This window comes from Salinibacter pepae (assembly GCF_947077775.1).
Taxonomy (GTDB): domain Bacteria; phylum Bacteroidota; class Rhodothermia; order Rhodothermales; family Salinibacteraceae; genus Salinibacter; species Salinibacter pepae.
The window spans coordinates 1,633,228-1,654,651 of record NZ_CAMTTE010000001.1 but is presented as its reverse complement, the minus strand read 5'-3'; the positions used below and the strand labels follow the sequence as shown (position 1 = coordinate 1,654,651).

Here is a 21,424-nt window from a genome sequence, read left to right as displayed (position 1 = left end):
GGAGGAAAGGCAGGGCCTCAACATAAGCCGTGCGGGACGAAAAATATACAGGACACGCAGCAGCGTCAGGGTTGCCCCGGACGCACGGACGGCGCAGGGACGGGGCGATCCTGGAGGCAAGGCGGACCGGGGATTCTACGGCGAGCCCGCCGCCCCCTCCGGGGTTCGTTCCGCGAGGCAGTCGTCGCCTGCGTACGAGAGGCCCCCGCGGGCCGTCCCTTTTCGTGCAGAACGGCGGCGGCCCGGGCGGCGCGGCCGTGAGACAACCGTCGTGCCGTCGAGCCGCTCCACCCGCACCCGCCGGACGCCCACGCAGGGGTGACGCGCCTTGTTGGGGAGCCGAACGTCGTAGGCGGCCAGCTCCCGGGGCGCCAGCGGGCCGACCACCCGCACGGTCCGTCGACGGATGTTCTGGGCGGTCGAGTCGGGGCCCCGGTCGTAGCGCACCAGGCCCAGGTCCACAGATTTGATGGTGCGCCGGGACGGGTTGGCGAGGAGCACGGACACGACCGGCGGGCCGTCCCGGCCGGGGAACAGGGCCAGCCGGGGAAGGGCGAGGGCGCGCCCCTGGCCCCGGGGGAGGCGGGCGCGCCACGACGGACGAACGCCGGTCCCCGCGGACGAGCGCCGGACGACGCCAGGGACAGGGGACAGGGCCGACCGGGACACCCATCCCGTTCCGGACGCCGTCTGCACGCGCAGCCGCTTGCCCCGCACCGCCTCGACGACCAGGGACGTATCGGCGGGGAGGCCGGCGGTCAGCTCGACCGCGTCGGCGGACGCCCAGAGGGCGGTTGGCATCGACGTGCGGACCGTGTCGCCCGGACTCGGGGCGGCGGGCGCCGTCTGCCCGGGCGCCGGCGGCGCGAGGAGCAGGCCGAGGGCGCAGAGGAGCGCGAGTCGAACGCGCCGCGAAGGCATCGTCATGGAGGGCGGGGCGATTGGGGCGACAGAATGCGGCGAGCGCTGGTCGATGTACGCCGGACGCCGGCCCTCGTTTTGGCGCCGGAGGGGGATGAGGCCACCGCGGCGTGGTGACGGCAGGATCTGCCGTGACGGGTCGGAAAATTGTGCCCGAGCAGAGGCGGGCCCCGTCTCGCCGCTGGGGCGCGTCCCGCCCTTAGAACCTGGTAGGCTCTTTGAAAGGCCTTTGGGGCCCGACCGACCATTCCGTTCATCGTCCCCCGGCCCTGCCATGCTTCCCCGGTTCCAGAACGCCGCCGCCGCCATGAGCGAGATGCGACTCCAGCAGGAGCAGGTGGCGAACAACCTCGCCAACGCCAGCACCACCGGCTACAAGAAGGACCGCGTCTTCACCGAGGCCCTCAACGAGCGCCTCACGAAGGACGGGTCGCCGATTAGCGACCGGCGCCTGGAGCAGGCCAACGACCTGTCGGGCGGCAGTCTCAAAGAGACCGGCAACCCGCTCGACGTGGCGCTGGGGGACGAGGGCTTCTTCGTCACCCAGCCCCGCGGGGGCGGGGCCGAACGCTACACCCGGGCCGGCCACTTCGTCGTGGGCAATCAGGGGACGCTCCGCACGCCCGAGGGGCGCGCGGTGATGGGGGAGGGCGGGCCGATCCAGATCCCGGTGGAGCAGGGGGGCGACATCAGCATCTCCAAGGGCGGGCGCATCACCGCGGGGCAGCAGCGGGTCGGGGCCCTTCGCGTCGCGACGTTCGAGAACCCCGAGCAGCTGGAGCGGACAAGCGGGGCGTCCTTCGCGGCGGGCGACGCCCAGCCCCAGGCGGCCGAGAACCCGGTCGTGCTGCAGGGCAAGGTGGAAACCAGCAACGTGGACCCGGTGACCGAGCTGACCAACATGATTGAGATCCAGCGCCAGTTTGAGGCCCAGCAGAAAACCATCCAGACGACCGACGGGGTGCTGGGGCGCGCGACCCAGTCGCTCGGCGGCATGTAGACCCGGCATTCTCTCTCGCATCATCGATCCTCGACGCCCATGCCCCCTCGCTCTCTCCAGACGGCTGCGCTGGGAATGCAGGCCCAGCAGACCAGCATCGACAACATCGCCAACAACCTCTCCAACGCCAACACGACCGGCTACAAGCGGTCCCGCGTGGTCTTTCAGGACCTGCTCTACGAGAACGTACAGGCCAGCGCGGAGGGCCAGACCGACGGCGCCGAGCCGGCGGAGCTCCAGATCGGAAGCGGCGCCACCGCCGTGGCGACGGTCCGCAACTTCTCGCAGGGCAGCTTCTCCAAGACGGGCAACTCGCTGGACCTCGCCATCAACGGCGACGGGTTTTTCCAGGTGCAGCAGCCGGACGGGTCCCTCGCCTACACCCGCGACGGCACGTTTACGCTCAGCAGCGAGGGCAACATTGTCACCCAGACCGGCCTGAAGGTGCAGCCGAACATCAACGTGCCGCCCAACGCGGTCGAGATCAGTGTCGACCAGGAGGGAACGGTGAAGGCGCGGCTGCAGGGGGAGTCCGAGATGGTGGAGCTGGGGCAGATGGAGCTCGCCCGCTTTCCCAACTCCGCCGGCCTGCGGCCCCAGGGGGGCAACCTCTACGAGCAGACCGAGTCGAGCGGGGAGCCCTTCATCGGGACGCCGGGACGCGGGGGGCTCGGCAACGTCCGCCAGGGCTTCCTGGAGAAGGGCAACGTGAAGGTGGTGCAGGAGATGACGAGCCTGATTCAGGCCCAGCGCACCTACGAGTTGAACTCGCGGATGGTGACCACCAGCGACGAGATGATGCAGACCGCCAACAACGTGAAGCGGTAAGTCCCCGCCAGCCCCCGCTCGCCCGCATGCAGCGCGTTCTCGTCTCCATTTTTCTCGGACTGCTTGCCGCCGGTGGGCCGCAGGCCCTGCGGGCGCAGGAGGGAGGGGCCGAGGCGGCGGTGCGGCGCGCCGCGGAGCAGAAAATTGCGGCACGTCGCCCGGAGAGCGCCGGCCACCTGGAGGTGCGGGTGCGCCGTGTGCGGGGGGCGATCGACAGCACGGCCCGGCTCCGGCTGGAGCTCCCCGACCGGGGGCTCATGACGGGCGGCCTCACCCGGGCCCGCCTCCGGGCGCAGGCCCCAACGGGCGACTGGAAAGACGCCGGCTGGGCAACGCTCCGAGTGACCCGGTACGACTCGGTGCTGACGACACGGAGCCGCATCAAGCAGGGGGCTCCGGTGAAGCCCGAGGACGTGGAGCGAACCTGGATGCGCGTGAGCGACCTCCACGGCGAGCCCCTGCGGGCGTCGGCGTTTCGGGCGCAGCGGAAGAAGGGGGCGCTCGTCGCCGACCGGTATCTGCGTCCGGAGCGCGTCCTGCGGGCCCGGGACGTGCGCCCGCCCTACGCGGTGGACCCCGGCACCGACACCGACATGTACTACCGGCGCGGCCGGGTCCGCTTCCGGCTCTCCTGTACGGTGCGGGAGCCCGGCTTCGTCGAGGACGTGGTCCGGGTGTACTGCCCCGACACGCGCAAGACCTACCAGGCCCGCGTCCGGACGGGGGAGGCGGTGACGTGGGTCAAAACCCTCTAGCAGCGACTTGGCAGCGACGTTTTCCCGTGCATTCTCGCTCATCGTACCGACTAGCCCCATGATTCGATTTCGTTGTGCCTCAAGTGCGCTTCTCGTCACGCTAGCGCTTGCCCTCGGCCTGGCGGGCGCGCCCCCGGCGCACGGGCAGGAGTCCTCCACCAGCGTACGGGCGGCGGAGCAGTCGCTGTACGCCGACCCGGTGGCCCGCGAGCCGGGCGACGTGATCACCGTCGTCATCGACGAGCAGACGTCCGGCCAGCGTGAAAGCTCGTACGAGGGCAACTCCTCGTCGAGCCTGAACGGCAGCGGGTCCGGGACCTTTTCCGAAAGCATCAGCGGCAGCTTCTCCGCGGGCACGGAGGTCAGTTCCGAGACGGAGAACAGCAACGAGTCCGTCCAGAGCGAGGTGCTGAACGGGACCTTCACCGCCCGCGTGACGGCCATCAACAACGCCGGCAACCTGGAGGTCAAGGGGGAGCGCCGCCTGACCATCGACGGGGTGACGCACATCATGGAGGTGTCCGGCGTCGTGCGGCCGACCGACGTGCGCCAGAACAACACCATCCTGTCCACCCAGATCGCCAACGCCAAGATCAAGTACGGGGAGGAGGGCTTCCGCAACCAGGGCATCTTCTCGAAGGGCCTGCTCCTGAAGGTGGGCGGCGTCGTCGCGACCGGGATTGGCATCTTTCTTGGAATCCAGTAACCACGTAGCCCCGGGACGCCGGCCCACACGCCCCATCCACCCACCCGCCACGTTATGAGGACCGTTCGCCTACGACGCATTGTGCTGGGACTGCTGGCACTCGCCCTGAGCGGGAGCGCGGGCCTCGCCCGTGCCCAGCAGGGCCCCGCCGCGGACTCCGGGGAGGCCTCCACGGCCACCTCGGAGCTGAAGAGCATGGTGACCATCGAGGGCGCCTCCTCCATGCCGCTGACCGGGTACGGCCTCGTGGTGGGCCTCGACCGCACCGGCGACCGCGCCCGTGCCCAGAGCGGGGCGGTCTTTACCGTCCAGAGCATCGCCAACATGCTGCGCGAGTTTGGGGTGAAGGTCGACCAGGAGGTGCTGCAGTCGCGCAACGTGGCGGCGGTGCTGGTGACGGCCACCCTGGACCCGTTCGCCGGCACCGGCAGCGAAATTGACGTGACCGTCTCCTCGATGGGCGATGCCCGCTCCCTCTCCGGGGGCGTGCTCCTGCGCACCCCCCTGCAGGGGCCCGACAAGGCGCTCCGGGCCGTGGCGCAGGGCCCGCTGACCACCGGGGCGGCCCAGGCGTCGAGCCAGGGCACGGAGGTGACGGTCAACAGCCCAAACACGGGCCGCATCCCGAACGGGGCCATCGTCCGGCAGGCCCGCCCCGTCAACCTCACCGGGGACGAGGTGGGCCTCGTCCTGCGTCGGCCCGACTTCACGAACGCAAGCAAGATTGCCGACGCGATCAACGAGGTCTTCCCCGACGCCGCCGAGGCCGCCCACGCGGGCCTCGTCAACGTGGGAATGCCGGAGGCGCTGAACAACACCTCGCAGCTGATGGCGGCCCTGGAGGGGGTGGAGGTCGAGGTGAAAGCGCCCGCCCGCGTCGTCGTCAACGAGCGCACCGGCACCATCGTCGCCGGGGGCAACGTCACGATCAGCGAGGTGATGGTGACCACCGGGGGCATCACGGTCTCCACGCGGGAGGACCGGTTCGTCTCGCAGCCGAACCCGCTGGGCGAGGGGGAGACCCAGCCGGTGGCGGAGGGGGAGGCCGAGGTGCAGCAGGAGGGCGCGCGGTCGGTCGTGCTCCCGCCGAACACGAACGTGAGTGAGCTGGCCTCCGCCCTGAACGACCTCGGCATCACGGCCCGCGACATCATCTCCATCTTCCAGTCCATCGACCGCGCCGGCGCCCTCCAGGCCGAGCTCGTCATTCTGTAGCCGCCCGCCCCGCTCCCTGTCCCACCCCCATGCCGTTCCCCATGTCCTCCGTTGCGTTTGCCAGTTCCGAACAGGCCGCCCGGGCCGTCCAGCGCCGCGCGTCCCCGCCGTCCTCGGGGGGGCTGGGCACGGGCCTGACGGGCGGCGCCCCCCCCGAGACGCCCAAAGAGGCGGCGGAGCAGTTCGAAAAGGTGCTGGTCCGCCAGTTCGTCGACGTGATGACCGAGGGCATGTACTCCTCGTCCCTCGCGGGGGACGGCGACAAGAACTGGATGGGCAGCCAGCGCGACCGGCAGCGCCGGGTCCTGACCGGCATGATCTCTAAGAAGATTGCGGAGGGAGACAACCTCCAGATTTCGGAGACGCTCATGCGGAGCTGGGGCACGGACGCGACCGCGGAGGCGGAGGAGGCCCCGCAAGAAAACGCCCCGCAAAAAGACGCCCCCGCGCCGGCGGCCCCGGAGGACGCCATCCCGAAGTTCGTGGACCCGCTCCCCGCTCCGGCCGCCCCCTCAACGCCTACGGATCGCCCCCAGATTGACCATGTCGTTTAAACGCCTCACGCCGGTCGTCGATAAACTGGTTGAAACCCTTGGCGAAAAAGCCGACGCGTTCGAAAGGCTGGAGGCCCTGTTCGAGCAGCAGCTGGACGCCCTCCGGAACGGGGAGGCCGACGCGCTGGGCCCCCTCGCAACGAAGGCCCAGGACTGCACGGACACGATCGAGGACCTGCGCCGGACGTACCGGCGGCAGGCCCGCCTCCTCGTCCGGATGCTGGAGCTGGAGGCGGACGCCCCGTCCCTCGAGACCCTGATCGAGGGGCTGGAGCAACGGGCCCCCTCCGCGGAGGCGAGCACGCGGCTGGCCGAGGCGCGGGCCGCCGTGCTGGAGCGGGCCGAGTCGGCCCAGCGGACCAACGACACGCTTCAGTTCGCGCTGGAACACGCCGCCGGCCTCAACCACGAACTGCTGGCCGCCGTGCAGCAGGCCGCGGTCGACACCGACCGCCGCACCTACACCGCCGACGGGACGGCCGAGTCCGGGGGCGGCGAGCATTCTCTCGTCAATACTGTTGGATAGGCCCCGACCGCGTCCCGTGAGTGTCAACTCGCTGTTCGACATTGGAAGCACGTCGCTGCGCGCCGTCGGCGAGAAGATCGACGCGACCAGCCAAAACATCGCCAATGCCGAGTCGGAGGGCTACCGCCGGCGCCGCGTGAGCCTCAGCTCCCGCAGCGTCGCCGCGACGGGCCTGTACGCCTCGAACGGGGCCCAGGACGTCACCTCCAGCGGCGTGGGGGTCGAACAGTTCGAACGGGTGCGGGACGGCATGCTCGTGGCCGCCCGGAACGAGGCCCGGAGCAGCGAGAGCGCCGCCCGGGAGGAGGGCCGCGTGCTGGGCGTGCTGGAGGGGGCCCTCGCCACCGACACGGACGCGAGCCTGTCCGCCTCGCTGGAGGGGCTCGCCGACGGCTTTAGCACCCTCGCCAACAACCCGGACAACCAGGGGGCGCGCGAGTCCGTCCTGGGCCGGGCCCGCCAGCTGACCGACACGTTCGGCCGCCTCGACCAGCGCCTGGGGGAGCTCACGACGAACACCGAGAACGCGCTGGCCGGCAACGTGGAGGAGGCCAACGGGCTGCTCGATAAGGTCGCCTCCCTGAACGAACAGATCGAAAATGCCCGGGCCGGCGGCTCGCCCGACTACGCCGCGGAGGACCAGCGGGACCAGACCGTCAAGGAACTGTCGAAGCTGCTCCCGGTGGAGGCCCAGGAGAACCGGTCGGACGGCTATACGCTCACCGTGGACGGCATGACGGTGGTGCAGGGCACCGAGGCGACGACCCTGAGCGTCGATCAGTCCGGGGACACCCCGGCCGTCGAGTTTGGAAAGACGGGCGTGGCGTTTACACCGGGTGCGGAGGGCGGCGGGGAAATCGGGGCGCAGGCGCGCCTCCTGAACGACACCCTGCCCGGCGTGCAGGGCAAGCTGAATACCCTCGCCGACGACGTGGTGAAGGAGGTAAATGCGGCCCACCGGAAGGGGGCCGACCAGAACGGCGACACGGGGGAGAACTTCTTCGTCGACAAGTCCGGACCCTCGTCGGAGAACACGGCGGGCAACATCGAGATCGCGGCCACCGGCCCCAAGGACATCGCGGCCGTGGCGACGCCGGCCCTCGGCACGCCGGGGGGGAAGCAGACGGCCGTCACCATCGGCCAGGGCGACTTTGGCGACAGCAGCGGCGCGGGCACCATCGAGCCCCGACTCACCGTCGGCCCCGACGGCAGCGCCAGTACGGTCGAGGCCTCGTCGATCTCCCCCGACGGAAACCTCCCGGGAGACGTAGCGGGGGGCACGTTCGAGGTCACTGTGAAAAACAACGCCACCGCCGGTGAGCTCGACTTCACGATCGATCGCCCCGACGGGTCGACCAGTGCCCAGACCGGGGTCGACGTCAGCTCCGACGGCACCACGATCACGCTGGAGGACGACGGAAGCGGCAATACACTGAAGCTCGACGTGGGCACCGCCTTCGCGGACGGGGACGTTACTTCCGCCTCGGGCCCCAAGGAGTTTTCGGTAACGGTGGACAATTCCCTCCCCGGCGACACCGGCCCGGCCCAGACCATCGCCGACCGCGCGTCGGACCTGACCACGGGCGCGACCGACCTGGCCGCCAACGTCGGCACGCAGGTGCAGGAGGCCGCCGCCAAGGAGGAGGCGCAGGCCGCCGTGGGGGAGCGCGTCCAGGCCCAGATCGAAGACGTGTCCGGCGTGTCGGTGGACCAGCAGCTGAGCAGCCTGATCGAGCAGCAGCAGCAGTTCGCGGCGTCCGCCCAGGTCCTCACGACGGCCCGGGAGGTCTCCAGTACGCTGCTCTCCATTGCCAGGTGATACGTGATGTGTGACACGGGATGCGTGGGCCGGGATGCGTGGGCCGGGATGCACGACGCGTGAAGAGGACAGTGGGAGGGGAGAAGCGTGGAGGGAGCGGAGCAGAGAGTCCTTCTTTCTCACCCCCCACCCAAACCCCCCAACGCTCCACCTCCCAACCCACAACCCAAAACCCGAAACCCAAAACCCACAACCCGAAACGCTCAACGTGAACCGCCGCCATGGCCAACGTTAGCATCGCCACCAATTCAAGTGTCTACTCCGGCGTGATTTCCGACGAGGTGCCCCGCCTGCAGCGCGACATCAGCCGCCTCCGCGAGCAGATCAGCTCGGGGACGCGGATCAACCGCCCCTCGGACGACCCCGCCTCGTTCGCCACGGCCGAGCGGATGAAGACGCTCGGCAACAAGCTGGCGCGGCGCGAGGAGTCGATCGCCAGCGCCCGCACGTTCGTCGACCGCACCCAGCAGGAGCTCGACGGCCTGGCCGACCTCTTCACCACGGCCCGCGAGGACGGCGTCCGGGCCGCCGGCGACACCCGCAGCGATGACGACCGGAGGGCCATCGCCGACGAGCTGCGCTCCATCAAGGACGAGGTCGTGGACCGGATGAATAGCACGCAGGACGGGGAGTACATCTTCGCCGGCAATCGCACCGACACGCAGCCGTTCAACGAGGACGGTGATGTCAACAGCGACGCCCCCATCAACGGGGCCCTCGATGCCCTCGACGGCGACCGCACCCGGCCGATCGGGAAAAACCAGGACCTGACGGTCAACGTCGACGGCAAGGCGCTCGCCCAGTACGGCACCACGGCCGGCGGGGACCCGAAGACCATCACCGGCGCCCTCGACAACCTGATCAAGGCCGTGGACCCGGCCGACAATGCCCCCGAGCGGGCCGCCGGACCCGGACATCAGCACGGCCCTCGGCGAGGTGGAGGACGCGCTCGACCACGTGATTTCGAAGGGCTCGGAGGCGGGCGCGATTGGGCGGCGCCTCACCACGGCCCAGGAGCAGGTGGAGGCGGCGTCGTTGGAGGCCAACGAGCGGCGCTCCGACGCCGAAGACACGGACCTCGCCACCGCCATCTCGGAGCTCCAGCAGCGGCAGACCCAGTTGCAGGCGGCCTTCCAGGCCACCTCCTCCACACGGCAAACGTCCCTCGTGAACTTCCTCTAGCACGACCCCTGAACCCGAGCCGGCCCCGCGGCCCGCCCCTTCCTGCGGCCCGCGCCCCGGCGCCCCAGTCCGATGAGCACCGACCCGTCCCAAACGCCTGACGCGGCCCTGCGCGACCTCGACCTGCGTGTGCCGCCGTTCCCGCGCACGCTCCCCAGTGTCCTGGAGCTCCTCCACGAGCCGGGCTTTACCGACCCGGAGGACCTGACCGAGATCGTGCAGCACGACCCGGCCGCCACCGCGCGGCTGCTCAAACAGATCAACTCCGCCTACTACGGCCTCCGCCGCTCCATCTCGGACGTGGGGCGGGCGATCCGCATGATGGGCACCACCACCGCCGCGGGCTCGGTCGTGAGCCTCGGCATGCTGCGGATGGACGAGCTGGCCGACGGGCCCGTGGAGGCCTGCTTCCACCGGTTCATCCGACACAGCGAGGCGACGGGCTTCCTCGCGAGCAGCCTGCTGGGCCCGCTGTCGCCGGCCGACGACGGCCCGGCCCCGGAGTCGGACGTCACCCAGGGGGAGGGCTTCGCGGAGGGGCTGCTCCACGACTTCGGCAAGCTGGTCCTGTTCTACAACTACCCTGAAAAGGCCGCCGCGCTCTACGAGGAGAAGCGGTTTGCGGAGCACCTCCAGGAGACGGACGACCGCACCCTGGAGCGGTTCGTCTTCGGGTGCGACCACGGCCAGGCCGGGGCCTACGCCGCCCTGGAGTTGAACTTTCCCCAGACGCTCGTCGACGTGATCCGCCACCACCACCCGCCCCGTTCCGAGACGGGCGACGCGCCGCGGCGCACGCTGCGGGCCGTCCGGGCGGCCAACCTCGCCGCGAAGGCGATGGGGGCGCCCCTCGCCGGCGTGGCGCCCACGGCGGAGCCGATCGACTGGGCCGCGTGCGCCGCCCGGCCGGTGTGGCGGCACTGGAACCCCGCCCCCGAGGCCGACGGCCCGCCCCCGGACCTCATGGACCGGCTGCGGGCGAAGAAGGAGATGGTGATGCTCTTTACCGACTTCTTCGTGGGCACGTCGGACGCGGAGGCGCCGGACCGGCCGTCCGGCACGCCCCTCGCGGCGTAGGGGGCCGCGCCGAAGAGGGACCGTAGGGAGCGCCGCCCTCGTTGAGGCCCCCCAGACAGAACTACAGGTAGCCGAGGGCCTCCATCACCGTGCCATGGTCCTCTTCGATCGTGCGGGCGACCCCGACCGGCACCTCCCCCTTCCACTCTTCGGTCTCTCCGGAGCGGAACACCTGTTTGTCGCCGGCCTCCGGAAAGCCGGCCGGCCCGTCGGGTCCACTACAGATACCCGTAGCCCAGCGCGTTCATCATGTCGCCGTGGTCCTTTTCGATCTTGCGGACGAGCCGGACCGGAAGCTCTCCTTCCAGCCGTCCGTCTTGCCGGAGCGGAAAAAGTTGTCCTGGTGCTTGGTGGACTCGGGAAACTCGTGCTCGTTTTCTTTCTGTTTGAGCCGGTCGAATCGCGTTTTCTCGACGGCCTTTTCCACCCGTTCGACGGTCAGGTCGGGCGCGTTCAGAAAGTCCAAGATGTCGTAGAACTCCCCGACGGGGTTGGCCTTCATGTCCTCGTAGCGCACGGTGTGGACGGGGGTCTCGTCGGCGCTGAGCCACCCCCGGACATGCTGCGACCAGGTGCCGAGCAGGTGAAAGAGGTTCTCCCCGCCCCCAATGGTGAACTTCTCCTCGTTCATCTGCTCGGCGGTCTTCTCCAGGCTGTTTCCCATGTGCGCGGCGAATGAACAGCAGACCTCCCGCGGGTCGCGGACCGGATTCACGACCCGGTCGGTCCACGCCGGATTCCAGAGGTTGACGCCGTCCACGTCGCCGTTGAGATGGTGGCTCTTCACCAGAATGGGACGCTGGGTCGTCGTCTCCGACAGCTCGTGTTCGAGCTTGAGCATGGCGGCCGGCCGGAGACGGGCCTGCGCCGAAAAGTCAAGGGCCTTGATGGGGTAGGGGCTGACCGCCTGGTAGTAGTACTTGGTCCCGTCCCCAAACCGGATCACGTTGCTGATGCGGGACTCGTCGTCCTCGTTGAACCGCATGAAGTCTTCGGCGGTGACGTTTTGCAACGAGTACGCGGCGGCGACGAGGCGAATCCAGGTGTTTCCGCTCTTGGGGTAGCTGGCGACAAACTGCATGGGAAGGGGCGGTCGTGATCGTAAAAGCTGCGTAGGGAGGACCGGAAAATCGTTCGGTTCCTCTCCGGGCCGAAGTGGGGAAGCGACCGGCTACAGGTAGTCGAGTCGCTCCATCGTCGGCCCGTGGTCCGCCTCAATCTTGCGGGCCACGTCGGTCGGGAGTTCGTCCGTCCAGCCGGCCGTCTGCCCGGAGCGGAAGAACTGCTCCTGGTCCGCGGTGGTCTCGTGGAAGCCGTGCTCCGCCTCCATTTCCTGCATCCGGTCGAAGCGGGTCCGCTCGACGGCGTCCTCCACCCGCTCCTCCGTCAGGTCCTCCACCTCCAGAAAGTCCAGGATGTCGTAGAACTCGCCGACCGGGTCGGCCTGCAGGTCCTCGTAGCGCACGGTGTGGACGGGAATCGTCTCTTCCTCGAGCCAGCTGCGGACGTGGGTGCTCCAGGTGGTAAGAAGACTGTGAACGCGCGCCCCGTCTTCGCCCATCCGGGCCGTGGAGTCGTTCATGAGCTCGGCCGTCTCCATGTAGCTCATCTCGCGGTGCGCGGCGAACGAGCAGCAGATCTCGCGAGGGTCGCGGACGGGGTTGACGACGTGCTCGGCCCATCCCCCATTCCAGAGATTGATGTTGTTGACCTCCCCGTTGATGTGATGGCTCTTGATGAGGGCCGGGCGCTGGCTCGTGGTGAGGCTCTTCTCCCGGTTGAGCACGAGCATGGCGGCGGGGCGCAACCGCACCTCCGTCGGAAAATTGATGTCGTCGATCGGGAAGGGGCAGATGGTCTGGTACTGGTACCGCTCCACGTCGGTATACTGAAGGGAGGCGGGAAGGTCGGCCGACGCGCTGGGAGACCGCAGGGATTCCATCAGCACGTCGTCGGAGAGCGTGTACGCGGCGGCCACGAGGCGAACCCACGTGTTGCCGCTTTTGGGGTAGCTGACGACAAATTGCATGGAACAGCCGGTGAAAGTGAGACAAAGCAGAACGAGAACCGGCGGGCCGAGATGTCCGCACGCGAAAGCACGATGCACGAGCGCCCGCGTGTGCAACGTCAATTCGGAGCAAACACTGAGCCAGCTTCCCCACCATTTTTTCTCACGGACGGCCGCCCCTCGAGAATACTGCACAGAACAAAGCCGTCGGCGGGCCGGGCCGAGCTGATTTAAAAACCCCGGTCCGTGTCCGATAACCGGGGGTGAGCCGATGCACGACGCCGGGCGGCGGACCGATGCCCGGACGCACCTGCCACGCACGCTCACTGAGATCCTCTACATCAACCCAGCCGAGACCCATGAGCAGTTTTTCGCAGATCAACACCAACATTCAGTCCCAGCAGGCCTTCCAGAACCTGTCGGACACCAGTGAGGAGCTGGCCACGCGCCGGGAGCGGCTCTCGACGGGGCTGCGCATCAACAGCGCCTCCGACGACGCCGCCGGCTTTGAGATTGCGGCCCAGTTGGAAGCGCGGACCGGGTCTCAGCAGCAGGCGCTCCGCAACATCGGGGACGCGAAGAGCACGCTCAGCACGGCGGAGGGGGCGCTCGACTCTCAGCTTGGCATTTTGCAGTCCGCCCGGGAGAAGGCCACGCAGGCGGCCAACGGGAGCCTGTCGCAGAACGAGCGGGACGCGATCGCCGGGGAGCTGCAGGAGCTGGTGGGAGAGGTCAACGACATTGCCGAGAACACGACGTTCAACGGCGACCAGTTGATCAAGGGCGGGACGTCGGGGGACAGCAGCAACTCCGTCGGGCTGACGTTCCAGACCGGGTCGGAGAGCGACCAGACCTTCGATGTCAATATCGCCAACTCCACCGCCGAAGACCTCGGGATCCGGCAGACGGATGTCGACGCGTCGACATCAGTAGATAGTGGAGGTGGGCAGCTCGTCAACGCAGGAGACTTCGCTGAGACTGCTGTGTCTGGAGTTGAAGGAAATGTCAATATTACGAATGGCAGCGCACAGACAAGTCTCGTCAACAACCTCAAAGGCGGTGAGTTTGACGTGTCGGTCGAGCAAACTGCGACCGATTCGATTAAGCTCAGTGCCAATGGCAATTCCACAACAATCACCGGGACTACTACGAGTGGAGGAGAAACGATATTCAATGGCACCAGCTCTGAGACGCTGACGCTTTCAAGCACCACTGGCGGTACGTCCGCGACTATTTCGGTGACGGGGAGCAATATCAGCATCGCAACGGATAGTCTCGAAAACGGCGGCGAGGCGAAAAGCTTCACCGTGGAGGTCCGCGACGAGCTGGACATCGGCACCCGGCTACAGAACGCCGGTGCCGGCGAGGCCCGCGACATCATCGACGACGTGGACAGTGCCATCGACGGGTTGACCAGCCAGCTCAGTGACCTGGGCGCGAGCCAGAACCGGCTCTCGTTCAAGGAGTCGAACCTGGAGACGAGCCAGACGAACCTGAACGCGGCGCAGAGCCGGATTGAGGACGCGGACTTTGCTCGCGAGCAGACGCAGGTCGCGAAGCTGCAGGTGCAGCAGCAGTCCGGGACCGCGCAGCTGGCGCAGGCCAACGCGGCGGGCCAGAGCGTCCTCTCGCTCCTCCAGTAATCCGCTTGGAGAAGGCCCAGGTCAATAATCGAACCGTTCAGAACAGATAGCCGAGACCCATGAGCAGTTTTTCGCAGATCAACACCAACATTCAGTCCCAGCAGGCCTTCCAGAACCTGTCGGACACCAGTGAGGAGCTGGCCACGCGCCGAGAGCGGCTCTCGACGGGGCTGCGCATCAACAGTGCCTCCGACGACGCCGCCGGCTTTGAGATTGCGGCCCAGTTGGAAGCGCGGACCGGGTCTCAGCAGCAGGCGCTCCGCAACATCGGGGACGCGAAGAGCACGCTCAGCACGGCGGAGGGGGCGCTCGACTCCCAGCTTGGCATTTTGCAGTCCGCCCGGGAGAAGGCCACGCAGGCGGCCAACGGCAGCCTGTCGCAGAACGAGCGGGACGCGATTGCGGGGGAGCTGCAGGAGCTGGTGGGGGAGGTCAACGACATTGCCGAGAACACGACGTTCAACGGCGACCAGTTGATCAAGGGCGGGACGTCGGGGGACAGCAGCAACTCCGTCGGGCTGACGTTCCAGACCGGGTCGGAGAGCGACCAGACCTTCGACGTCAATATCGCCAACTCCACCGCCCAGGACCTCGGGGTGGCGAGTAACTTAGATGCAACGTCCAACACCGGAGACAACGCTGGCCAGAACGTGAATGCTGGGGATTTCTCCAGCACGTCGAGTGCCGTCACGGCCCTCACGACAGGGGGGTTTAAAACCTTAGATTCATCTGGGACGAACCTAGCCGGAGACCTCGAAGGCGGCACCTTCGAGATTAACGCACAAAAGAATGGGTCTACCCTCACGCTCAGTGCCACCGGCACCACGGCTACCTTTGCGGGCACTGGTGCCACAAGCACGTTTACTGGCACTAACGACACACTGACCCTGTCGAGTGACGGGAGCAATAAGATTGCACTTGATGCCAGCAATTTGAACATTACGACGGGTCAAATCGGCTCTGGTGAAACGAAGAGCTTCACGGTGGAAGTCCGGGACAATCAAGACATCGGTACCCGACTGGAGGGCGGCAGCGCCGACGAGGCCCGCAACATCATCGACGACGTGGACAGTGCCATCGACGGGTTGACCAGCCAGCTCAGTGACCTGGGCGCGAGCCAGAACCGGCTCTCGTTCAAGGAGTCGAACCTGGAGACGAGCCAGACGAACCTGAACGCGGCGCAGAGCCGGATTGAGGACGCGGACTTTGCTCGCGAGCAGACGCAGGTCGCGAAGCTGCAGGTGCAGCAGCAGTCCGGGACCGCGCAGCTGGCGCAGGCCAACGCAGCGGGCCAGAGCGTCCTCTCGCTCCTCCAGTAATCTGCTTAGAGAATCCGTTCGGCTTCACGCTCGCGCCCTCGACCGTGCACAGCCTCCGGCCTACAGCCGGGGGCTGTGCTTTTTTGTCTTGGGCCGTTGTGTCGGGCCGCCCCGTTTGCTTCCGTGACATCCCGGACGCCTCCGCGGTCGCCATCACGAAACCGCCCGCACCCGTGCTCGCCGGTCCCACCTCCCTCAAAGGCGCGCCTCCCTTCTTGCCTTCTTGGGGCGTTTAAAGTCCCCCGCTCACCTCCGATAACAAAAGACGAGCCGAATCCACACGGCGTGCCCATTCGTTTCTGCATTCTTCACTGGTCCCCGGTCCCGCCATGCGTGTCTTTTCGGCCTCGCCCCGTCCCGTCGCCCCGACGACGTTTCTCCTCCCGCTCGGCCCCGGCCCGGAGTCAATCCCGGACGGCGGAGCACGTGTGCACGTCCCCCACGCGACGGGCAGCACCTCCAGCCCCACACGCACCGGCATCGACGGGCGGCCCGTGAGCCGGGCCAGCGCGGGGGCGTGGCCCGACGGTCCGATGCGGATCCCGTCCGATTCTCTCGACGACCTCGGGGCCACGACCGCCGAGCTGGCGACGGGTGACGGGGCCCGGGATGACGCGCCGGCCCCGGATCCGCAGGAGGCCCCGTCTGGGGAAAACGACGCCCCCGAGTACAGCGTGCTGGACGCGACGGGCCCCCGTCTCTCCCGCGCCGATCGGGCGCGAGCGCAGGCCCGGGCCGCGAAGCTCCAGATGCAGGCCCAGGCCGAGACGGCGCGGCGCGCCCAGGCCCACGCTACGGGGCCGGCGGTGCGCGACCTCATTGAGTAGGCCATCTGGAGCGCCCCCGGAGCCCACTCGTGCCTGCTCGTCGGGGGCGGGCTGCGCGGGGTGCCGGTGCACATAAGCGGCCCTGCGACGCACGGTGCGTCAGGTGGGACTGGGGACGGTGGGTCTCGTGTTGCGGGCGGCCGGTTGGACCAGAAAATTCATCTCATTCCGCAACGACGGGGCCGAGAGAGGCATCGCTCAGGTCCTCTACCCGTCCGCGCCGGTCGAGTCGTCAGCAGGCCGGTCGCCACGCCATCACCGGGGCCCGGCGTCCATCCCTCCGAACCGAGAGGATTTGAGTCGTCGTCGGAGGGGCGCTCAGTCACGCGGAGGGCGAGGACCGTGCTGTTTTTCTGGAAGGCGTCTATTTCCGAGGCACGGCACGTACTCTGCACTGTGGCACAGGCCGTTGTTACAGACTCGTGACAGCACCCGGAGCGTCCGACCCCCACCGGCGGGTGTGATTTTCGTTTGCCTAATTCTTGCTTACATTCACTACGGTATGCGCCTTCACGCGTCCGGCACGTCACCACTTCACAGAGGCATCGTCCGATGAGTGTGCTTTCTCCCGGCATGCTGGTGTTCGGGTACGTCCTTTCGTTTCTGGCCGGCGCCGCCGTGTGCCTGGTGGGGGCCGGGCTCTGGCGCCGGTTCGGGGCCGCAGGGGCCGAGGCCGCCGGGGAGCAGGCACGCCGGACCCCCGAGGCGGACCGGCTCCGCGGGGTGGCCCAGAGCCTCCCGGGCATCGAGTTTCAATACCGGGTCGGGCCGGGCGGGGCGGGCCGCTACGCGTTCGTCGGCGCGCGGGCGGAGGCGCTGCTCGGGCTGGCCCCGGACGCGGACGACTTCGAAGCGCAGTTCCTGGCTCGGGTGCCGGAGGCGTACCGAGACCGGCACGACCACTGCGTGCGGGCGGCCCGGAGCGGAGCGCGCCCGGAGCAGGTGGAGCTGCCGTTCGACCGGCCCGACGGGGAGCGGGTCTGGCTGCTCCTCACCTCGGTGCTGGAGCGCCGGCCGGAAGCAGGAGGCGAGGCGCTCGTCTTCAACGGCTTCATGCTCGACATCACCGAACGAAAGGAGCAGGAGCACACCCTGCGCATCCTCTCCGAGGCGGTCGAGCAGACCACGGACGGCGTCGTGGTGACTGAGGCCCCCGGCCGCGAGGCGGGAGAGGACGCGGATGGCGGCACCATCGCGTACGTCAACCGCGCGTTCGAAGAGATGACCGGGTACGCCGAGGCGGAACTGATCGGCCGCACGCCGCAGCTGCTTCGGGGCCCGGAGACCGATCCCGAAGTCATTGCCTCGCTCGAGCAGGCCCTGGCGGCCCAGGAGCCGTGGACGGGAGAAACCGTGAACTACCGGAAGGATGGGGAGCGCTACAGTGCCCGCTGGACCACGACGCCGATGTTCGACGCGGCGGGCGCCCTGCAGTACTGGGTGTCCATCCAGCGGGATGTGACCGAGAAGCAGGAGCGCGAGCAGGCGCTCCGGCGGCAGCAACGCCTTCTGGAGCAGGCCCAGCGGCTGACGGGGGCGTGGATGGCCGACCTCCGCACCGGAGAGGTGGCCTGGTCGGACGAGGGGTATCGGATCCACGAGCTCGACCCGGACACCGAGCTGAGCCTGGACGCCGCGTTCGAGTTTGTGCACCCGGACGCGCAGTCGCGGGTGCGGGATGCCTTCGACCGCTGTGTGGAGGCGGGCGCCTCTTACGACGTGGAGCATCGCATCATCACGGCCGAGGGGAATCGCCGGTGGGTCCGCACGGTGGGGGCGCCGGTCGAGGCGGACGGGGAGATTGTGAAGGTGGCCGGGGCCCTGCAGGACATCACCGAACGGAAGCGGCGCGAGCGCGAGCTGGAGCGCCAGAACGACCTCTTCGAGCGGGCCCAGGAGATTGCCGACGTCGGGGCGTGGGAGTACGACGTGGGGGCCGACACGGTGCGCTGGACCGAGAACGCCCGCCAAATGATGGCACTGCCGGCCCGTCCCAGTGACAGTCTGGACGAGGCCCTTCGCACCTGCCACCCGGACGACCGCCCAACGGTGCGGGCCGCCGTCGAGAACGCGGTCGAGGAGGGCACGCCGTTCGACCTGAAGGCCCGGCTGGTCCTTCCCGAGGGAACGCGCCGGTGGGTGCACGCCCGCGGGGCGCCCCAGTCCGAAGACGGGGCGGTGGTGCGGGTGCGGGGGACGATTCAGGACATTACCGCCCGTCGACGGCGGCAGGAGGCCCTCCGGACGTCGAAGAGCCAGTACCAGACCCTCGTCGACAACTTTCCGGACGGGGCCGTCTTTCTGTTCGACGAGGACCTGACGTTCCGGACGGCCGGGGGGCAGGGGCTGGCCGACGTCGGGCTCTCCCCCGAGGAGGTCACCGGGCGCACGCTCCACGACCTGTTTCCCGAAGACATCGCCGATCGGCAGGCCGAATATTACCGCCGTGCGCTGGACGGGGAAAAGCACGCCCTGGAAGCGAGCTACCAGGACGGCGACTACCGCGTCCAAATCCTTCCGGTTCGGGACGAGGCCGGGACGGTGATCGCCGGCATGGCCGTCTCCCGGGACGTCACCGACGAGAAGGAGCGCGAACGGGCCCTCCGGGGGCGGCGGGACAAAGTGGAGGCCCTCTACGAGACGGCCGATCGTCTGCTGACGGCGTGCAGCACGGACGAGATCGCCACGGTGCTCGTCGAGATCATCCGGGAGGCCCTTGGCCACCAGGGCGTGTCCGTCCGGTTTGCCCGAGAAGGCGTCCTGGAGGTGGCCCACGTGGCGGAGGCGACCCGCGACTTCATGCCCGAGCGCCCGCCCTTCGACATCGACGGGGACAGTGCGGTGGCGGAGGTGTACCGGAGCGGCGACACGCTCACCATTTCCGACCTGCAGGCCGTCGAGGTGGAAGACCCGCACGACTACGGGGCGCTCCGGTCCGTGGTGGTCGTGCCGATGGGGGCACACGGCACCTTCGCGGTCGCCTCCCCCGATCCCGGCGCCATCAGTGCCTTTGACATTCGCCTGATCGAGGTGCTTGGCACCTACGCGACGGCCGTCCTCGACCGGCTGGACCAGGAGAACAGCCTCCGGCAGGAGCGGGACCTGCTGGACCAACTGCTGTCCACGAGCCCGGCCGCCATTGTGCTGCTGGACGAGGCGGGCACCTTCGTCCGGGTGAACGAGCGGGCCAAAGAGGTGATGGGGATTGAGGAGGCCGAGGCCACCGAACGCGCCTTCAACGACCCGGAATGGGGCATCACGACGGTCGACGGGCGCCCCATTCCGGACGCGGACCTTCCGTTCCGGCGGGTTCTCCGGACCGGGGAGCCCGTCTTCGGCTACGAGCACGCGATTGAACGGCCGGACGGGACCCGCCGCATTCTGTCGGTGAGTGGGGCGCCCCTGCAGGACGTCGAGGGCACGGCGCAGGGGGCCCTGTTTCACCTCAACGACATCACGGAGCAGAAGGGGCAGGAGCAGGTGCTCCGCAGGCGCACCGAAAAGATCGAGGCCCTCTACGAGGCCACCCGGCGGCTGCTCCGGGCCGGGTCCCGCGAGGAGGTGGCCGCGGAGGTGCACGGGGTACTCCAGGACGTTTTTACGTATCCGTTCCGCCACACCGCGTTCGTCGAGGACGGCGAGATCGTCCCGCGAAACACCACCGCCGAGGGCGACGCCGACCTGCCGACGCCCAGTCCGCAACCGGTCGACGGCGACACCGTTGCGGCGCGTGCACTGGAGGCCGGGGAGGCGGTCGTCGTCCCCGACACCGCCGCGCTGGAGAACGACATCGACTACGGGGACCTGCGGGCCGCGGCCGGGGTGCCGATTGGCCGGCGTGGCGTGATCATTGCCGGCACGTCGGACGAAGGCGACTTCGACCGGCTCAACCTGCGCCTGCTGGAGGTGCTGGGCGGGTACGCGGCCCTGGTGCTCGAGCGCCTGCGCCGCGAGGAGGCGCTCCGGACGGCGAAGGAGGGGGCGGAGGCGGCCCGGGCCGACGCCGAGCAGGCCCGGGACGAGGCCCGGAAGGCGGCGCGGCTGAAGTCCGCGTTCCTCGCCAACATGAGCCACGAAATCCGCACGCCCCTCACGTCCATCATCGGGTTTGCCGAGATCCTGGGGACCGAGGTGGGGGCCCTGGACGCGGCGGCGGCCGGCTCGCTGGAGCAGAAGGCCCACCTGATTGAGCAGGGGGGCAAGCGCCTCCTGGACACCCTGGAGGGGGTGCTCAACCTGTCGAAGCTAGAGGCCGGGCAGATGGAGCTGGACCGCCGGCCCGTCGACCTGGCGGCCCGGGCGCGCCGGACGGCCGAGGAGCTAAAGCCGAAGGCCACGGACAAGGGGGTTCGCCTCCAGGTCGAGACCGGGAACGGGCCCGTTCGGGCCCGGGCCGACGAGGGAGGGGTGCAGATCGTGGTCCAGAATCTTCTCTCCAACGCGATCAAATACACCAACGAGGGCGGGCGCGTCCGTGTACGAACGTACCGGGAGGACGGGGCGGCCGTGCTGGCGGTCGAGGACACCGGGATTGGGATGGAGCCCGAGGCCGCGGAGGAGCTCTTCGAACCGTTCCGCCAGGCGTCGGAGGGCATCGGCCGGACGTACGAGGGCAGCGGGGTGGGGCTGGCCGTTACCCAGAAGGCAACCGAAGAGATGGACGGGGACATTGAGGTAGACACCGAGAAGGGCGACGGGAGCCGGTTCGTCGTGCGGCTGCCCCGGGCCGAGAATGCTGCCGACGCGGAGGCGTAGGCCCATAGGCTCGGGCCCGAGTCGATCGCCTCCACCGGGCTGCGCTGGGAGCGTCAACGAGGGCCGAGCAGAGCGAGGTCATGCGGCTTGCGGCACGAGTAGTCAGTGGGCTGCGCTGGGAGCGTCAGCGAGGGCTGAGCAGAGCGAGGTCATGCGGCTTGCGGCACGAGTCGTCAACGGGCCAGGCTGGGAGGATGGGGCCGGGGCCCCGTTCAGAACGGCAAAACGGGAGTGTGGCGCGGGGCGCCCTTAAAAGATTGCCCGGGGCTCCGATAACCAGGAGTGAACG

At 68.7% G+C, this 21,424-nt stretch carries 17 protein-coding genes; 14 read left to right on the top strand and 3 right to left on the bottom strand.

Features of this window, described 5'->3' with window-relative positions:
* Positions 1 to 135 precede the first annotated feature (135 nt).
* Positions 136 to 927: a hypothetical protein gene (locus tag OJA40_RS06880; protein ID WP_208427429.1), complete on the bottom strand. Its 792-nt coding sequence runs from the start codon at positions 925 to 927 to the stop codon at positions 136 to 138.
* Between the two features lie 268 nt (positions 928 to 1,195).
* On the opposite strand from OJA40_RS06880, the gene flgF reads away from it, so the two are divergent.
* The 10 genes from flgF to OJA40_RS06825 all read left to right on the top strand — a co-directional run bounded on the left by flgF (position 1,196) and on the right by OJA40_RS06825 (position 10,583).
* Entirely contained in the window at positions 1,196 to 1,921 is a 726-nt protein-coding gene (gene flgF, locus OJA40_RS06875; protein ID WP_263789211.1) for a flagellar basal-body rod protein FlgF, read from the top strand.
* 39 nt (positions 1,922 to 1,960) lie between these two features.
* The gene (gene flgG, locus OJA40_RS06870) at positions 1,961 to 2,749 is read left to right on the top strand and encodes a flagellar basal-body rod protein FlgG (RefSeq protein WP_208427651.1); all 789 of its coding nucleotides are present in this window, start codon (positions 1,961 to 1,963) and stop codon (positions 2,747 to 2,749) included.
* Between the two features lie 26 nt (positions 2,750 to 2,775).
* Positions 2,776 to 3,504: a flagellar basal body P-ring formation chaperone FlgA gene (gene flgA / locus OJA40_RS06865; RefSeq protein WP_208427652.1), complete on the top strand. Its 729-nt coding sequence runs from the start codon at positions 2,776 to 2,778 to the stop codon at positions 3,502 to 3,504.
* A 58-nt stretch (positions 3,505 to 3,562) separates the two neighbouring features.
* Positions 3,563 to 4,210, top strand: a complete 648-nt coding sequence (locus tag OJA40_RS06860) for a flagellar basal body L-ring protein FlgH (protein WP_103017461.1) — start codon at positions 3,563 to 3,565, stop codon at positions 4,208 to 4,210.
* Between the two features lie 54 nt (positions 4,211 to 4,264).
* The gene (locus OJA40_RS06855; protein WP_208427653.1) at positions 4,265 to 5,425 is read left to right on the top strand and encodes a flagellar basal body P-ring protein FlgI; all 1,161 of its coding nucleotides are present in this window, start codon (positions 4,265 to 4,267) and stop codon (positions 5,423 to 5,425) included.
* A gap of 41 nt (positions 5,426 to 5,466) precedes the next feature.
* Positions 5,467 to 5,979: a hypothetical protein gene (locus OJA40_RS06850; protein WP_263810189.1), complete on the top strand. Its 513-nt coding sequence runs from the start codon at positions 5,467 to 5,469 to the stop codon at positions 5,977 to 5,979.
* Complete coding sequence (locus tag OJA40_RS06845) at positions 5,969 to 6,505, top strand: flagellar protein FlgN (protein WP_208427690.1); 537 nt, start codon at positions 5,969 to 5,971, stop codon at positions 6,503 to 6,505. Before OJA40_RS06850 ends, OJA40_RS06845 begins: the two co-directional genes overlap by 11 nt.
* A 16-nt stretch (positions 6,506 to 6,521) precedes the next feature.
* Positions 6,522 to 8,324, top strand: a complete 1,803-nt coding sequence (gene flgK / locus OJA40_RS06840; protein WP_208427691.1) for a flagellar hook-associated protein FlgK — start codon at positions 6,522 to 6,524, stop codon at positions 8,322 to 8,324.
* Positions 8,325 to 8,545: 221 nt separating this feature from the next.
* A complete protein-coding gene (locus tag OJA40_RS15580; RefSeq protein WP_279323289.1) occupies positions 8,546 to 9,607 on the top strand; it encodes a flagellin in 1,062 nt (353 codons plus the stop codon).
* Positions 9,579 to 10,583: an HDOD domain-containing protein gene (locus tag OJA40_RS06825; RefSeq protein ID WP_263810188.1), complete on the top strand. Its 1,005-nt coding sequence runs from the start codon at positions 9,579 to 9,581 to the stop codon at positions 10,581 to 10,583. Before OJA40_RS15580 ends, OJA40_RS06825 begins: the two co-directional genes overlap by 29 nt.
* 247 nt (positions 10,584 to 10,830) lie before the next feature.
* Here OJA40_RS06825 and OJA40_RS06820 read toward each other — a convergent pair whose 3' ends face one another.
* Both OJA40_RS06820 and OJA40_RS06815 read right to left on the bottom strand, forming a co-directional pair.
* A complete protein-coding gene (locus OJA40_RS06820; protein WP_263810187.1) occupies positions 10,831 to 11,664 on the bottom strand; it encodes a sulfotransferase domain-containing protein in 834 nt (277 codons plus the stop codon).
* A 90-nt stretch (positions 11,665 to 11,754) separates the two neighbouring features.
* Positions 11,755 to 12,612 carry a sulfotransferase domain-containing protein gene (locus tag OJA40_RS06815; protein ID WP_208426629.1) on the bottom strand — a complete coding sequence of 286 codons (858 nt, stop codon included), beginning with the start codon at positions 12,610 to 12,612 and terminating at the stop codon, positions 11,755 to 11,757.
* Positions 12,613 to 12,950: 338 nt separating this feature from the next.
* Here OJA40_RS06815 and OJA40_RS06810 point away from each other — a divergent pair, with 338 nt between their 5' ends.
* The 4 genes from OJA40_RS06810 (at position 12,951) to OJA40_RS06795 (ending at position 21,135) form a co-directional block, all read left to right on the top strand.
* Positions 12,951 to 14,234 (top strand): flagellin N-terminal helical domain-containing protein, encoded by a 1,284-nt coding sequence (locus tag OJA40_RS06810; RefSeq protein WP_263810186.1) that lies wholly within the window; start codon positions 12,951 to 12,953, stop codon positions 14,232 to 14,234.
* A 59-nt stretch (positions 14,235 to 14,293) separates the two neighbouring features.
* A complete protein-coding gene (locus OJA40_RS06805) occupies positions 14,294 to 15,553 on the top strand; it encodes a flagellin N-terminal helical domain-containing protein (protein ID WP_263810185.1) in 1,260 nt (419 codons plus the stop codon).
* 329 nt (positions 15,554 to 15,882) lie between these two features.
* Positions 15,883 to 16,380, top strand: coding sequence for a hypothetical protein (locus OJA40_RS06800; RefSeq protein WP_263810184.1), 498 nt, complete (start codon positions 15,883 to 15,885; stop codon positions 16,378 to 16,380).
* Between the two features lie 552 nt (positions 16,381 to 16,932).
* Positions 16,933 to 21,135: a PAS domain S-box protein gene (locus OJA40_RS06795; RefSeq protein WP_263810183.1), complete on the top strand. Its 4,203-nt coding sequence runs from the start codon at positions 16,933 to 16,935 to the stop codon at positions 21,133 to 21,135.
* The last annotated feature ends 289 nt before the right edge of the window (positions 21,136 to 21,424 follow it).

Bases quoted from the DNA above. Each gene is read 5' to 3' on its own strand.
- OJA40_RS06880 (WP_208427429.1), bottom strand. From the start codon at position 927: ATGACGATGCCTTCGCGGCGCGTTCGACTCGCGCTCCTCTGCGCCCTC.
- flgF (WP_263789211.1), top strand. From the start codon at position 1,196: ATGCTTCCCCGGTTCCAGAACGCCGCCGCCGCCATGAGCGAGATGCGA.
- flgG (WP_208427651.1), top strand. From the start codon at position 1,961: ATGCCCCCTCGCTCTCTCCAGACGGCTGCGCTGGGAATGCAGGCCCAG.
- flgA (WP_208427652.1), top strand. From the start codon at position 2,776: ATGCAGCGCGTTCTCGTCTCCATTTTTCTCGGACTGCTTGCCGCCGGT.
- OJA40_RS06860 (WP_103017461.1), top strand. From the start codon at position 3,563: ATGATTCGATTTCGTTGTGCCTCAAGTGCGCTTCTCGTCACGCTAGCG.
- OJA40_RS06855 (WP_208427653.1), top strand. From the start codon at position 4,265: ATGAGGACCGTTCGCCTACGACGCATTGTGCTGGGACTGCTGGCACTC.
- OJA40_RS06850 (WP_263810189.1), top strand. From the start codon at position 5,467: ATGTCCTCCGTTGCGTTTGCCAGTTCCGAACAGGCCGCCCGGGCCGTC.
- OJA40_RS06845 (WP_208427690.1), top strand. From the start codon at position 5,969: ATGTCGTTTAAACGCCTCACGCCGGTCGTCGATAAACTGGTTGAAACC.
- OJA40_RS15580 (WP_279323289.1), top strand. From the start codon at position 8,546: ATGGCCAACGTTAGCATCGCCACCAATTCAAGTGTCTACTCCGGCGTG.
- OJA40_RS06825 (WP_263810188.1), top strand. From the start codon at position 9,579: ATGAGCACCGACCCGTCCCAAACGCCTGACGCGGCCCTGCGCGACCTC.
- OJA40_RS06820 (WP_263810187.1), bottom strand. From the start codon at position 11,664: ATGCAGTTTGTCGCCAGCTACCCCAAGAGCGGAAACACCTGGATTCGC.
- OJA40_RS06815 (WP_208426629.1), bottom strand. From the start codon at position 12,612: ATGCAATTTGTCGTCAGCTACCCCAAAAGCGGCAACACGTGGGTTCGC.
- OJA40_RS06810 (WP_263810186.1), top strand. From the start codon at position 12,951: ATGAGCAGTTTTTCGCAGATCAACACCAACATTCAGTCCCAGCAGGCC.
- OJA40_RS06805 (WP_263810185.1), top strand. From the start codon at position 14,294: ATGAGCAGTTTTTCGCAGATCAACACCAACATTCAGTCCCAGCAGGCC.
- OJA40_RS06800 (WP_263810184.1), top strand. From the start codon at position 15,883: ATGCGTGTCTTTTCGGCCTCGCCCCGTCCCGTCGCCCCGACGACGTTT.
- OJA40_RS06795 (WP_263810183.1), top strand. From the start codon at position 16,933: ATGAGTGTGCTTTCTCCCGGCATGCTGGTGTTCGGGTACGTCCTTTCG.